Source organism: Pseudomonas sp. A125 (assembly GCF_055409485.1).
Genome location: NZ_JBUZVP010000006.1, coordinates 265,571 through 278,911, shown reverse-complemented (window position 1 = coordinate 278,911; position 13,341 = coordinate 265,571). Strand labels below are relative to the sequence as shown.

Genomic DNA, 13,341 nt, shown 5'->3' with positions numbered 1-13,341 from the left:
CGGGGTTTTGATTAGTCTGTGCGCCCTCGCTACTCCCCGGTAATTTTTTCATGCGCTCCCTCAACGTCCTGATCCTTGAAGATAACGCGTTCCAATTGATGGCCCTGCATCAAATGCTCAATGCCAACGGCGTGTTTAATGTACGCACCGCCGAGAGTGTCGATGCAGCCCGCCAGTCCCTGGAGAGCAAGGGCGCGGTGGATATTGCGATTTGCGATCTGTACCTGGAGCAAGGCGATGCGCTGGAGCTGATTCGCGAAATGGCCGAGCGCCGCCAGGCCCAAGTGTTAATCCTCCTGAGCAACGCCGAGCCGGATGTACTGGACGGTGTGGCGAACATGGCGCGGCAATTGGGGCTCAACGTCCTCGGCTGTCTGCCCAAACCGGCGTCGGCAAAGCTGATCGGGCAAGTCTTGAAGGCATGCCTGGAGCGCCTGCGGCCGGGGGGGCCGCAAGGGGTGTCCTGGGAACGGGTACGCCAGTTGCTGGGCTTGAGCGACGTCGAACTGTTGCCGCCCTCGGCGGATCTGAGCCAGGCCGTTATCGCGCGGTGTGGCACTGTCTGGTATCAGCCGATCGTCAGCCAGGCGGGTGCGTTGCAAGGTGTTGAAGCGCTGGCGCGCTGGGAGCTGCCTGGCGGCGAACTGTTGCTGCCCGACGCGTTTTTGCAGGTGCTGGAATATGCCGGGATGGAGGAGGCGTTTACCTGGCACGTCTTGGAGCAAGCGTTGGGGATGGCGGCACAGGTCACGCGCGAAACGGGCCAGTTACTGCCGGTGGCGGTGAACATTCCGGGGCGGATGCTGGAGCGCTCGCACTTTCCCCAGGTGCTGCAAGGCTTGCTGCAACTGCATGGGGTACCTGCTCATGGCTTGACCCTGGAACTGGTGGAGACCTCGCGGTTAAGGACTGACAGCGCTCACGTCACCGGCTTGCTGCGTTTGCGGATGATGGGGTGCAAGCTGTCGATTGGTGATTTCGGCGTGGGCGGCACCAGCCTGCAACGCTTGCTGGAACTGCCGTTCAGTGAGCTGAAAATCCCCCCTGTGTTTGCCAGCGGGATGGCCAGTGACGATCGCAAGGCAGCAGTGGTTGCAGGAGCCATGAGCATGGCCCGGCGATTGGGCATTGGCGTGGTGGTAACCGGGGTAGAAAGCGCCGCCGATTATCACGCGCTGAGTGAACTGGGCGTTGCGTGGCTGCAAGGCTGCTTCATTGCCCGGCCGATGGATGCCGCGGCGCTGAAACAGTGGATCGCGTTTCAGGCTAGGCCAACCCGTGTTCCTGCACATAGATAAATAACGCCGCGTCGTTGCTCAGGCCCAGCTTGCGCATGGCGCTGACTTTTTGTGCGCTGACGGTCTGCTTGCTGCGATGCAAATTCGCGGCGATTTCGCCTACTGTCAAACCGCCGGCCAGCAGGCGGATCACTTCCAGTTCACGGGGTGAGAGTTGATCCTGGGAATGAACGCGCTCGACGCCCGCCTGGTTCAGTGACTGACTGATGGTCCGGGCCACATAACGCCTGTGCTGGCGCACCTGGCGGATCGCTTCAGGCAATTCGTCCGCGAGACTGGCCTTACTCAGCAGGCCCATGACGCCCAGCTCCAGGATGGCGTGAAACAACCCGGCGTTATTGAGCATGGTCACCACCACGATGGGCAGGGCCGGGTGATGCCGGCGCAGTTGTTCAATCAGGCGCAAGCCATCGGCCTGGGGCTCGGCGGGCATCATGAAGTCGGTGACCAGAATGTCACAGGCACAATGTTGCAGCAGTTCGCCAAGGGCCTGGGGTGAGTTGGCTTCACCGACGATGGTTAGCCTCTCGTCACGTTCCAGGACCGCCCGCAGACCGATGAGGAAAATCGGGTGGTCGTCGGCGAGGACGATGCGCAATGGCTTGTCAGACGTTTCTTTCAATACAGGCTCCCGGGGTAATTCGGGGATTCTAGCCTGTTAACGGCGGGATGACCGGAAGGGCGTTTTAACAGTGTGCAAAAAAACGCCGCCTTCCCTGCCTTGGGTCAGCGGTGTTTTAGTTTCAGGCAGGCCCGGTTGAGCGTTAAGCGAATAGTTTCTGCGCCACCACTATGACGGTGCCGACAGCGGCATAAAAGCCCGTCGCGATCGCCACCGGGTACCAGAAAGTCTCGCAGGTTATCTTCATTGATTCTGCGCGGAGCTTGGTTTGCTCTGCATTCATACGGGATATCTCGGCATAAATACGGGCTACGTCGGCGTGAATCCTGTCTCCCGTAGCCTGCTGTTCGTTGTGTTCCAGCATCATGTTCATCCTTCGCAATTGGGGCCTTTTGATCTGCGCTCTTGCCTGCATGACAGCGTGACGAGCACTCACCGAGTATAGGATTCACCCTCGGCATCAGCGCCAAAACTGCGACCCATTGAGTAAGCAGTTATGTGCCGCCGTTTTTTGATTGTCATGTTGCAAGCGCATGCTGGACGCGTCATCCCCGGCAACCCTTGAAAGACGAAAAAGCGAACTTTCCTACGACACAAATAGTCACTTAGGATAGATGCAGCCCCCGTTTACACGATTGTTTGCGAACTATTGAGTGGTGATCGAGATGGAAAGTATCAGCCTATTGCTCGGTGAAGCACTGAGCCCTTATCAGGTCACGCTGACCACCTCGGGTGTGCAGGGCGAATGCCTGGTAACCGTAAAGAATCCTGCCGGTGCCATCGTGGTCGAGCGTGAAGTCGACCAGGTGCAATTGACCGACAAGCGTGCATTGGTGGATGTGGTGGATTGTTTGCACCGCGACCTGATGATTGCCGAAGGGCGCCTGGAACCCTCGGTCATAGCGGCCCTGCGCAATGCGGCCCTGACGCGGCCGATAGCTTGCGCATGAAGATTTATTTTTGTTGGGAACCTTCCTACAGTAAGGCGAGTCAGATTTTGTAACAGCGAGATCAAGCATTGTGCTCCGGTGCTTGTGGCTCGTTGTTACTGGTCTTTTTAGGCCCTTATTAACCCCGAGTTGTCTCCCCACTGCTCGGGGTTTCTTTTTGCCTGCGTTTTGTCAGGGGGCCGGGGCATCCTGGAAAAACGTCGGGTTGTCGTTCAAGTATTGCTCGCGCATGACCGGGTCGAGCCACGAGGCGTAGGACTGTCGCAGTTGTTCCTGCGGGATCTCGTGCAACACTTGGTCGATCCGCTCAATGGCCGCGCGGCCCGCCGGGTTGTCAGTGCAAGCAATACGGGTCAGTTGATACGGCGGCGTACCCTTGATGGGGTAGAAGATCAGGTCCTGGGGGTCGATGCCCTGTTGCAGCGCCTGATAACGAACTTCTGTCCAGTAACCCAGCAGGGCTTCCAGCCGCCCTTTGCGTTGCATTTGCAGCAGGCTGCCGAGGGCGTCATTGCCGTAGTGCGGTGCCAGTTTGTGAGGGCTGGCGTGCGTCAGCGCTTGATCAATGAAGGTGCCATAGCTGCGCTCGGCGACGATACCAAGGCGCGCTTCCCGGGCATTCAAGAACGCCTCCAGGTCAAACGCGCCATCCACCACAAATGGCGCCAGCACCGCCCGTTGACTCTCGCGGATCGTCACCCCATTGCTCACCGACGCAAAGGCCTGGGCGGAAAACACAATGGTTTTCGCGCGCTCTGCCGTCCACAGCAAAGAAGGGTCGCAGGTCAGCGTGCCGGGGTCGCGGAGCATTTGCATGCCGCGCGCGCGGTTCACGTGGAGGATCTGCTGCCGATACTCCGGCATGTGCTCGGCGAGTATCGGCAGCAGTTGGTCGAGGGCTCCCTGGCCCTTTTGCGGGCCTTCGAAAATCGTCACCGGCGGCAGGTCACGCAACAGCCAGATCAAGGTGTCGTGGGCCTGGCTCGACAGTGGCCAACCGCCGAGCAGTGAGCCCAGCAGGCAGAGTCGAATGATGCAGCGCCGGGCCATCAGATCGCGCCATTCTCACGCAGGCGAGTGATCGCAGAAGCGTCGTAGCCCAGCTCTGCCAACAGCACGTTGTTGTGTTCACCCAATTGGGGTCCTACCCACTCGCAACTGCCCGGGGTGTGCGACAGCTTGGGCACGATGCCAGGCATCTTGAAGTCCTTGCCGCCGGGCAGTTGCGCCTTGAGAAACATCTCGCGGGCGAGAAATTGCGGGTCTCCCAGCATGTCTTCAGCGCTGTAGATCCGGCTGGCGGGCACTTGGGCCTTGTTCAACTGTTCCACCACTTGCTCCAGTGTCAGCGAATTGACCCAGCGATCAATCACCCCATACAACTCATCGCGGCGGTTGTCGCGGCCATCGTTGCTGGCCAGGGCCGGATCGTTGGCCAAATCCTCGCGACCAATGGCCGACATGAAACGCTTGAAAATCGCATCGCCATTGGCACCGATCTGCACGTGCTTGCCATCCTGGCTGGTGTGGATCGAGGAGGGCGTAATGCCCGGCATGATGTTGCCAGTGCGCTCGCGGATAAAACCGAACACGTCGAACTCCGGGATCATGCTCTCCATCATCGCGAAAATCGCTTCATACAACGCCACATCCACGACCTGGCCGAGCCCGCCATTCACCTCACGATGACGCAGGGCCATCAGCGCCCCAATCACTGCCCACAACGCCGCGATCGAGTCACCGATGGAGATCCCTGTGCGCACCGGCGGCCGGTCCTCGAAGCCGGTGATGTAACGCAGGCCGCCCATCGACTCGCCCACCGCGCCAAACCCGGGCTGGTCCTTCATTGGCCCGGTCTGGCCGAAGCCCGAGAGGCGCACCATCACCAATTTAGGGTTCAGGGCGTGCAAGGTTTCCCAGCCCAGACCGAGCTTTTCCAGCACGCCGGGGCGAAAGTTCTCGATCAGAATGTCGGCATCTGCCAACAGTTGCTTGAGGATCGCCAGGCCGTCCGGGTGTTTCAGGTTCAGGGTCAGGGATTTCTTGTTGCGCGCCTGCACAAACCACCACAGCGAAGTGCCTTCGTACAGCTTGCGCCACTTGCGCAGCGGGTCGCCGCCGTCCGGGGATTCGACCTTGATCACCTCGGCGCCGAACTCGGCGCAAATGCGCGACGCGAACGGGCCGGCGATCAGGGTGCCGAGTTCGATGACTTTCAGGCCGGCAAGTGGTTTGGCAGTAAACGACATGAGGATCCTTTCGGGCGCTGTACGGGGGTGTGATGCCTTTTAACATAGGCGAGTGGCGCAGTGATAAGGATGATGCAGCGCAGGATTCGTTGAATCACCTCGCCATCGGTTAGACTTGCCGCCTTTCCCTGTCTCTAGAAGTCCGTTCATGGCCCAGCCGTCCACGACCTACAAGTTTGAACTCAACCTCACCGACCTTGATCGTTCGGTGTACGAGAGCGTCAAGCAGACCATCGCGCGCCACCCTTCGGAAACCGAAGAGCGCATGACCGTGCGTTTGCTGGCCTACGCGCTTTTTTACAACGAACAGCTGGCTTTCGGCCGTGGCCTGTCGGATGTAGACGAGCCGGCGCTGTGGGAAAAAAGCCTGGATGATCGCGTCCTGCACTGGATCGAAGTCGGCCAGCCGGACGCGGACCGCCTGACCTGGTGTTCGCGCCGGACCGAGCGCACCACGTTGCTGGCCTACGGCAGCTTGCGCGTCTGGGAAGGCAAAGTGGTGCCGGTGGCGAAAAACCTGAAAAACGTGCACATCGCCGCCGTACCCCAGGAAATCCTCGAAGTCCTGGCCAAGGACATGCCACGGGTGATCAAGTGGGACGTGATGATCAGCGAAGGCACGATCTTTGTGACTGACGACCGTGGCCAGCATGAAGTCCAACTGGAATGGCTGGTCGGCGAGCGCGGCTGAAACACCGATAGATCGAATGTAGGAGCTGGCTTGCCTGCGATTGCATCACCTCGGTGCATCTGAATGACCGAGTTGTCTGCATCGCAGGCAAGCCAGCTCCTACAAGGGATCGCCGTTAACTTTCAACATTAAAGAGAAGCTTCCGTCACCCCATGCGTATCGATCCTCGCCCGTTGCCCGCCGTCCTGCCATTTCTCGGTGAATTGCCACCGTTGTTGACCCGTCTCTACGCCGCACGCGGGGTGCAATCGGAAGCCGAGCTGGATAAAAGCCTGGCGCGGCTGATTCCGTATCAGCAGCTCAAGGGCATCGATGCCGCCGTGGACTTGCTGGTGACGGCCCTGGAACAGCGCCAGCGGATCCTGATCGTGGGTGACTTCGACGCCGACGGCGCCACCGCCAGCACGGTGGGCACGCTGGGCCTGCGCTTGTTGGGCGCGGCTCACGTCGATTACCTCGTGCCCAACCGTTTCGAATACGGCTACGGCCTGACCCCGGAAATCGTCGCCGTGGCCCTGCAGCGCCAGCCTCAGTTGCTGATCACCGTGGACAACGGCATCTCCAGCGTCGAAGGCGTGGCGGCCGCGAAAGCAGCGGGGCTGAAGGTGTTGGTCACCGACCACCACTTGCCGGGCGATGAACTGCCGGCGGCCGATGCCATCGTCAACCCGAACCAGCCGGGCTGCGAATTCCCCAGCAAGGCGTTGGCCGGTGTCGGCGTGATCTTCTACGTGCTGATGGCCCTGCGCGCACGTTTGCGCAGCCTCGGCTGGTACGAGAACAAGCCCCAACCAAACATCGGCGAACTGCTGGACCTGGTGGCCCTGGGCAGCGTGGCCGACGTAGTCCCGCTGGATGCCAACAACCGCATCCTGGTCTACCAGGGCCTGGAACGCATTCGCGCCGGTCGCGCCCGCCCGGGGATCAAGGCGATCCTTGAAGTGGCCAAGCGCGATCACGCGCGCATCACTTCCACCGACCTTGGTTTTATCCTCGGCCCGCGCCTGAACGCCGCCGGTCGCCTGGATGACATGAGCCTGGGCATCGAATGCCTGCTTACCACGGATTTCGCCGCTGCCCGGGAAATGGCCGCGCAACTGGACGGCATGAACCAGGACCGTAAGTCCATCGAACAAGGCATGCAGCGTGAGGCCCTGGCCCAGCTCAAGGACTTGCCGGTGGAGTCAATGCCGTATGGCTTGTGCCTGTTCGACCCGGAATGGCACCAGGGCGTGATCGGCATCCTCGCCTCGCGCATGAAAGAGCGTTACTTCCGCCCGACCATCGCCTTTGCCGATGCTGGCGATGGCCTGCTCAAGGGCTCCGGGCGCTCGGTGCCGGGTTTTCATATTCGTGACGCGCTGGCCGTGGTGGCCAGCCAGCATCCGACACTGATCGCCAAATACGGCGGTCACGCCATGGCGGCGGGCCTGACCTTGCCCGAAGCCAACTTCCCACTGTTCGCCGAGGCGTTTGACGCCGAAGTGCGCCGGCAACTGCGTGAAGAAGACCTGACGGGCCGGCTGCTGTCCGACGGCACCCTGGCGGTGGAAGAGTTTCACCTGGAACTGGCCCGCGCGCTGCGCAATGCCGGGCCATGGGGCCAGCACTTCCCCGAGCCGTTGTTTCACGGAGTGTTCCAGTTGGTGGAGCAACGCGTCGTCGGCGAGCGCCACCTGAAAGTGGTGCTCAAGAGCGAATGCGGTTCGGTGAAGCTTGATGGCATTGCCTTCGGTATCGACCGCGAGATCTGGCCCAACCCGACCATTCGCTGGGTGGAACTGGCCTACAAGCTCGACGTGAACGAGTTCCGTGGCCAGGAAACCGTGCAACTGATGATTGCCCATATCGAGCCGCGCTGAACCCTGTGCAATCCTCTGTTGTCGACTAGTCTCTAAGCACTGTGTGATCGGTCTTGTGACTTTGTTTTATTTCAGCCCGCCGGGGACGGGTTTTTCGTCGACCGTTCAAACAGAACCCTGGAGCCAGCCCACTGCATAAAAGAGGTGCCCCATGAGTCGTCTGCTTGAACCCTATACCCTGCGCCAACTGACCCTGCTCAACCGCATCGCCGTGTCGCCGATGTGCCAGTATTCCAGCGTCGATGGCCTGGCCAACGACTGGCACCTGGTGCACCTCGGCAGCCGTGCCGTGGGCGGTGCCGGGCTGATCTTTACCGAAGCCACCGCCGTGACCGCCGATGGCCGTATCACCGCCCAGGACCTGGGCCTGTGGCACGACGAACAGATCGAACCCCTGCAACGCATCACACGCTTTATCAACGCCCAGGGCGCGGTGGCGGGGATTCAACTGGCCCACGCCGGGCGCAAGGCCAGCACGCACCGCCCGTGGATCGGCAAGCACGGCAGCGTCAAGCCGGAAGACGGCGGTTGGGTGCCGGTGGGGCCCTCGCCGATAGCCTTTGACCCGCAGCACACCTCACCCAAACAATTGGACGAAGGGCAGATCCAGCAAGTGATCGCGGACTTTGTCGCCGCGGCCAAGCGTGCGTTGACCGCCGGTTTCAAAGTGGCGGAAATCCATGCGGCCCATGGCTACCTGCTGCATCAGTTTCTCTCGCCCCTGAGCAATCAGCGTCAGGACCAGTACGGCGGCTCGTTTGAAAACCGCATCCGCCTGGTGCTGCAAGTGACCACCGCGGTGCGTGAAGCCTGGCCGCAGGAGCTGCCGCTGTTTGTGCGGGTGTCGGCCACCGATTGGGTCGAAGACGGCTGGAACCCGGATGAAACCGTCGAACTGGCGCGCCGCCTGAAAGACCTCGGCGTGGACCTGATCGATGTGTCTTCCGGTGGCACCGCCGCCAATGCGGAAATTCCTACGGGCCCCGGTTACCAGACCCGCTTCGCCGAGCGCGTACGCAAAGAGTCGGGGATCGCCACCGGCACCGTGGGCATGATTACCGAGCCCGCCCAGGCCGAACACATCCTGCGCACTTGCCAGGCCGACCTCATTTTCCTCGCCCGTGAGTTGCTGCGTGATCCGTACTGGCCGTTGCACGCCGACGATGACCTTGGCGGCCGCAAAGCGATCTGGCCGGCGCAGTATCAGCGGGCGACCCATAGAGACCAGCCGATTCATGAGTCGGACCTGCGGGATTGATCTGCTCGGCAATACTGGCAAACATGAAAGCCCGCCCTTGAACCGGCGGGCTTTTCATTGGCTTGAGCATCATTCATTACGGGGCATCGTGTACCCATGTGGGATAGCGCTGTAGGTCATTGCCCCGTAAGTATTTTTTAAGTGATTACTCTAAAAAAGTCTCACGCCCGGCAAGATAGTTTCTACGCTTACAGTAAGTCTGATTTCTGGCCCAGGAAGTCAGCCTGATCATCCTCGCAGGTCGCATCGCTGTCTGAGGTTATGGGCAACCAGGAGCAATTGATTGATACGAGGAGACAGTCCATGGCCAAGTCTTATGGTGTTGCGGGTTTTGTGTCGTCCTTTCTGGCCCGCAGGATGTCGTTGCGCAGCCGGCGCCTGAGTTCGGACGAGGAGCAGTTGCTGGAACAGTACCGCGCCCTGACCGAGAGCGATCAGGTGGCGATGCGATATTTGATTGGGGCGATGAAGAGTATTTCGCGGTTCTGAGCGCGCCGAAGGGGCGTTCCCACGCAAGCGTGGGAACGTTCGGTTTCAGGTGTACTTGCGCTTGTCTGGCGCAGGCGGGAAGTACTGGTACAGCCAGGTTTCACTCAAGGTGCGGTCTTGGGTGCGGATAAACAGCCGCAGTTCAACCGGCTCGACACTGTCGCTGGTCGGGTACCAATCAAACAGGATTCGATAGCCCTTGATGGCATCCAGCACCAATACGCTGAAGTCCTTGACCTCACCGTGGGAGCACGTCACCACCGGCTCGATCCCGGTGCCTTCGGGCAACCGATCCAGCCCGCCACCGTTGAAGTCCACCGCAAAACGTCGCGCCCACACTTCAGGGTAATGCTCGCCCGGTGCCCAACCTTCGGTGAAACCGCCCATGCCCGAACGGGTGGCATTGACCTGCGCCAGTGGCGTGCTGACCGGCGGCAGGGCGCTCCAGTACAGCTTGTAGCCGTAGTTCAGGGACTCGCCGGCGGCCACCGGTTTTTTCGGGGTCCAGAAGGCCACGATGTTATCCAGGGTCTCGCCGGTTGTAGGAATTTCCAGCAGGTCGATAGAGCCTTCGCCCCACGCGGTTGTAGGTTCTACCCACAAGCTTGGGCGTTTGCTGTACCAGTCCACAGTGTCCTGATAGCTGGCGAACTCATGGTCGGTTTGCACCAGGCCGAAGCCTTTCGGGTCTTTGTCGGCAAATGCGTTGAATTGCAGGGTGGCCGGGTTGTTCAGTGGGCGGCAGATCCACTCGCCGTTGCCGCGCCACATGGCCAGGCGGTCCGAGTCGTGGATTTGCGGGTGGATGGTGTCGCACATCCGCCGTTCAACGGTGCCGCAGCTGAACATGCTGGTCATCGGTGCGATGCCCAGTTGCTCGATGGCGGTGCGCGCATTGATATGGGCGTCGATGCCCATCACCACCTGGTTGGCCTGGCAGTCGATGTCAAAGCGGTAGGCACCGGTGGCGCTCGGCGAATCCAGCAGCGCGTAGACCACGAAACGGGTGCTGTCCTTGTCTGGGGTTTCGAACCAGAACTTGGTGAAGTCCGGGAATTCCTCGCGCTTTTTCGCGTAGGTATCGATGGCCAGGCCACGTGCAGAAAGGCCGTACTGGCCGGTGGAGTCCACCGCACGGAAGTAGCTGGCGCCGAGGAAGGACAGCACGTCGTGGCGGTCCAGTTCCGGGGCCTTGAACAGCTTGAAGCCGGAGAACCCCAAATCGCCGGTCAACTGCTTGGTGTCTACCGTGGTTTTTTCATAGTTGAACAGCGAAGGGCGAAAGTGCACCTCGCGGGCCAGGCGGGTCTTCGGGTCGACGCTGTACATGCGCACTGGCGTCTTGAAACCCATGCCGACGTGGAAGAACTGCACGTCCAGTTGGCCGTTCAACTCCTTCCACAGCGAATGCTTGCCGTCGTAGCCGATGGCGTTGAAATTCTGCGGGGTCATGGTCGCCAGGGTCGGCGGCAATACCTGTTTGGTGTCCTGGTAGCGATTGCTTGCCAACTGCTTGGCCTGGATCTTCAGGGCCTCGAAATCGAAGGCCTGGGCCTCGCCATCAGCGGCGCGATTGCCCGCCCAGGCTTGTGCGGCCAGCAGGCCACTGGCCGACAGACCGGTGTAAGCCGCAATGGCCATGGACGCTTTGAGCAAATTCCTGCGGTGCATAAATACAACCTGTCGTGAACAATCCCGCGCCGTTCCTGGCACGTGCTGGATCAAGGAAAACGGTTCGGACATGCCTTCGGCCAAACGCAACGGACATTAAACAGATGCCAAATAGCTTAAGCGGTTCGGTGCAGAAGGAAAAATGATTGATGGCGGGTTGATGGCATTGCATGTGAAACAAGACGTTTCTGTGGGAGCCGTGTGGCGAGGGAGCAAGCTCGCGTTGGGTCGCGAAGCGACCCCAGCTCAGGCGATGGAGATCTTTCAGGGATATCTCGATCGCCTGGTTTGGGGCTGCTGCGCACCCCAGCGGGAGCAAGCTCCCTCGCCACAACAACCTCTTCCTCCAGGAAAAGCCGGGGTCAGCTCACTTCGCCTACCGCCCGATACGCCTCATCGATAGCAGCATGGGCATACGCACTCCACGCCGCGTCCGAGTTGGCGATGCTCACATGCCCCAGCGGCTGGCGCGCCAGGTCCTTCAGCTTTTCACTTTCATCGGCATCGTCAAACAAGCTGTTGGAGAAGGTCGCATAGCCGTGTGACCAACGGTTGACAGTGATCGCCAGAATATCGGTCTGGTGGTTGAAACCGCCCGGGCCGAGCATGCGTTGCAACTGGTCGCGCAGTTGCGCTTCCAATTGTTCGAACGTCTGCCCGTACAGCTTGCCCCGCCCGGCGCGGGCCTGGTCGCGGCCGTTCATGCCGCTGTTGGGGCTGGTGGGCACGTACACCATGTGCAAACCAATCGGCTGCGTCGGGTCACGTGGGTGCTCGTAGCCGCCCATGCTCACCGGGTAGTCCAGCTTGATGCGGCTGTAAGGCTGGGTGGCGGCATAAATCTCATGCACCCCAAGCTTCTGGAACGACGTCCAGTTGCGCACCACTACCTTGGTGTACACCAGTGGGTACTTCACGTTCTGGCTCAGGGCCTGGGCCTGTTCTGTCGGCAGGCCCCGCAAAAGATACGGGATCATCATGTTGTAGCAGGCGAGGATGCAGCGCTTGCCACGCACTTGTACGAGTTGGCCGCCACGGCTGTAGCCGATGTGCACGCCGTCTCCAACGTTACGCACACTGACCGCCGTGCTGTTGAGGCGCACCCGCACCGGCGTCCTGGGTTGGTCGAGCTTGGCGTAGTCAAACGGCGCCAGCACGATGTCGTCCATGGTGTGCCCGGGCGCCACGGCAGGAATCAGGCTGCGCACCAGCAACCGTGCCAGCGACGCGTTGCCGTCGGGGAAGTGGTAGATGTAGGGCTCTTCCATTTCCGCTGCAGCTTCTTCGCTGATCGGTGCCAGGTTCATCCCGCCAAAACCCGGGAATCCCACGCTATAGGCATCGGACGAAGCCACGGCGTCGATGCTCAGGGCCATGAAGTCGTTGGTGCGGCTCTGGAAGTACTTCACGGCACCTTCCGACAGTCCGACGTCCTTGAGCAGGAAATCGCGGTAACTGGTAGCCGCCAGGTACACGGCCTTTTCGTCGGCGGACTTGCCCGGCAGGTAATCCTTGGGCGTGACGTGCAAGGCAATCAGCGCCTCGCGATCAGCTGGCGGCAACGGGAAATCATTGATGAAGTCGCTGATGGAGCGCGCATGCAATTGGTCCGGGGCGATGTCGTCGGCGACCATTGGCGTTGGGTCGCCGGTGACCAGTTTGTCTTCGCCGAAGTTCTCCTTGTCGAAGAACACTCCGCGGGACAACCCCAGGCCCGGGTAAAACTGGCGGTCGAAGGCGGTCTCGAAGCGCTTGATGTTCACCCCAAGTTTCTTCAACAGTGCGTTTACTTCTTTGCTGTAAAGATGATTCGGCGACTGGAACGCTTCGCTGCCGCCGTAGCCGATGATCAGCCGGCCACCGGCCTGGAATTCATTGCGCTTGGCATGGCCGCCGAAGTCGTCGTGGTTCTCCAGGATCAGAATCTTCGCCTTCGGGTGCTTCTCACGGTAGAACCACGCCGCCGACAAACCGCTCAAGCCACCGCCGACCACCACCAGGTCATAGTCTTCGGTGATGGGCAGTTTGTCGGTGTCGAAGGTCTTCTTTTCCCAGCCCATCTGGTGGGCAATTTCGAACGAGCCGACATGGCTGCCGCGCAAGCCGGTGAGGGCGGGCGGGTAGTAGCGGCCATCGGGAGCGGCCTGGAGGATTTGCAGGGGTGTCATGCCGGCGGCAATCGTGATGGCGACGCCGTTGAGGAAGTCGCGGCGGGTGATGTCCATGGGAACCTACGAATTATTTATTGTTA

Annotated in this window: 12 protein-coding genes; 6 read left to right on the top strand and 6 right to left on the bottom strand. The window is 60.6% G+C overall.

The features are described from left to right. The first annotated feature begins 50 nt into the window (after positions 1-50). Positions 51-1,298 (top strand): EAL domain-containing response regulator, encoded by a 1,248-nt coding sequence (locus ACZRN6_RS11030; protein ID WP_464007939.1) that lies wholly within the window; start codon positions 51-53, stop codon positions 1,296-1,298. Here the strand turns inward: ACZRN6_RS11030 and ACZRN6_RS11025 are convergent. Then, the gene (locus ACZRN6_RS11025) at positions 1,267-1,920 is read right to left on the bottom strand and encodes a response regulator (RefSeq protein ID WP_464007938.1); all 654 of its coding nucleotides are present in this window, start codon (positions 1,918-1,920) and stop codon (positions 1,267-1,269) included. The genes ACZRN6_RS11030 and ACZRN6_RS11025 overlap by 32 nt on opposite strands. 142 nt (positions 1,921-2,062) lie before the next feature. Next, a complete protein-coding gene (locus tag ACZRN6_RS11020) occupies positions 2,063-2,284 on the bottom strand; it encodes a hypothetical protein (RefSeq protein ID WP_322148622.1) in 222 nt (73 codons plus the stop codon). Positions 2,285-2,585: 301 nt separating this feature from the next. Between ACZRN6_RS11020 and ACZRN6_RS11015 the strand changes: the two genes are divergently transcribed. After that, a complete protein-coding gene (locus ACZRN6_RS11015; protein WP_322143433.1) occupies positions 2,586-2,870 on the top strand; it encodes a DUF3509 domain-containing protein in 285 nt (94 codons plus the stop codon). Between the two features lie 171 nt (positions 2,871-3,041). Here ACZRN6_RS11015 and ACZRN6_RS11010 read toward each other — a convergent pair whose 3' ends face one another. Both ACZRN6_RS11010 and ACZRN6_RS11005 read right to left on the bottom strand, forming a co-directional pair. After that, positions 3,042-3,920: a TIGR02285 family protein gene (locus tag ACZRN6_RS11010; RefSeq protein ID WP_464007937.1), complete on the bottom strand. Its 879-nt coding sequence runs from the start codon at positions 3,918-3,920 to the stop codon at positions 3,042-3,044. Then, entirely contained in the window at positions 3,920-5,119 is a 1,200-nt protein-coding gene (locus ACZRN6_RS11005; protein ID WP_322143435.1) for a CaiB/BaiF CoA transferase family protein, read from the bottom strand. Before ACZRN6_RS11005 ends, ACZRN6_RS11010 begins: the two co-directional genes overlap by 1 nt. Positions 5,120-5,267: 148 nt before the next feature. On the opposite strand from ACZRN6_RS11005, the gene ACZRN6_RS11000 reads away from it, so the two are divergent. The 4 genes from ACZRN6_RS11000 to ACZRN6_RS10985 all read left to right on the top strand — a co-directional run bounded on the left by ACZRN6_RS11000 (position 5,268) and on the right by ACZRN6_RS10985 (position 9,419). Then, complete coding sequence (locus ACZRN6_RS11000; RefSeq protein ID WP_322143436.1) at positions 5,268-5,810, top strand: YaeQ family protein; 543 nt, start codon at positions 5,268-5,270, stop codon at positions 5,808-5,810. Between the two features lie 152 nt (positions 5,811-5,962). Continuing rightward, positions 5,963-7,672, top strand: coding sequence for a single-stranded-DNA-specific exonuclease RecJ (recJ, locus tag ACZRN6_RS10995; protein WP_177046946.1), 1,710 nt, complete (start codon positions 5,963-5,965; stop codon positions 7,670-7,672). A 151-nt stretch (positions 7,673-7,823) separates the two neighbouring features. Continuing rightward, entirely contained in the window at positions 7,824-8,930 is a 1,107-nt protein-coding gene (locus tag ACZRN6_RS10990; protein WP_322143438.1) for an NADH:flavin oxidoreductase/NADH oxidase, read from the top strand. A gap of 303 nt (positions 8,931-9,233) precedes the next feature. Next, positions 9,234-9,419: a hypothetical protein gene (locus ACZRN6_RS10985; protein ID WP_322143439.1), complete on the top strand. Its 186-nt coding sequence runs from the start codon at positions 9,234-9,236 to the stop codon at positions 9,417-9,419. A gap of 45 nt (positions 9,420-9,464) precedes the next feature. Here ACZRN6_RS10985 and ACZRN6_RS10980 read toward each other — a convergent pair whose 3' ends face one another. Together ACZRN6_RS10980 and ACZRN6_RS10975 are read right to left on the bottom strand one after the other, a co-directional pair. After that, on the bottom strand, positions 9,465-11,090 hold the full coding sequence (locus tag ACZRN6_RS10980; RefSeq protein ID WP_322143440.1) for a glucan biosynthesis protein D: 1,626 nt from the start codon (positions 11,088-11,090) through the stop codon (positions 9,465-9,467). Positions 11,091-11,452: 362 nt separating this feature from the next. Then, positions 11,453-13,315: an NAD(P)-binding protein gene (locus ACZRN6_RS10975; RefSeq protein WP_464007936.1), complete on the bottom strand. Its 1,863-nt coding sequence runs from the start codon at positions 13,313-13,315 to the stop codon at positions 11,453-11,455. Positions 13,316-13,341: the final 26 nt, after the last annotated feature.

Bases quoted from the DNA above. Each gene is read 5' to 3' on its own strand.
- ACZRN6_RS11030 (WP_464007939.1), top strand. From the start codon at position 51: ATGCGCTCCCTCAACGTCCTGATCCTTGAAGATAACGCGTTCCAATTG.
- ACZRN6_RS11020 (WP_322148622.1), bottom strand. From the start codon at position 2,284: ATGCTGGAACACAACGAACAGCAGGCTACGGGAGACAGGATTCACGCC.
- ACZRN6_RS11015 (WP_322143433.1), top strand. From the start codon at position 2,586: ATGGAAAGTATCAGCCTATTGCTCGGTGAAGCACTGAGCCCTTATCAG.
- ACZRN6_RS11010 (WP_464007937.1), bottom strand. From the start codon at position 3,920: ATGGCCCGGCGCTGCATCATTCGACTCTGCCTGCTGGGCTCACTGCTC.
- ACZRN6_RS11005 (WP_322143435.1), bottom strand. From the start codon at position 5,119: ATGTCGTTTACTGCCAAACCACTTGCCGGCCTGAAAGTCATCGAACTC.
- ACZRN6_RS11000 (WP_322143436.1), top strand. From the start codon at position 5,268: ATGGCCCAGCCGTCCACGACCTACAAGTTTGAACTCAACCTCACCGAC.
- recJ (WP_177046946.1), top strand. From the start codon at position 5,963: ATGCGTATCGATCCTCGCCCGTTGCCCGCCGTCCTGCCATTTCTCGGT.
- ACZRN6_RS10990 (WP_322143438.1), top strand. From the start codon at position 7,824: ATGAGTCGTCTGCTTGAACCCTATACCCTGCGCCAACTGACCCTGCTC.
- ACZRN6_RS10985 (WP_322143439.1), top strand. From the start codon at position 9,234: ATGGCCAAGTCTTATGGTGTTGCGGGTTTTGTGTCGTCCTTTCTGGCC.
- ACZRN6_RS10980 (WP_322143440.1), bottom strand. From the start codon at position 11,090: ATGCACCGCAGGAATTTGCTCAAAGCGTCCATGGCCATTGCGGCTTAC.
- ACZRN6_RS10975 (WP_464007936.1), bottom strand. From the start codon at position 13,315: ATGGACATCACCCGCCGCGACTTCCTCAACGGCGTCGCCATCACGATT.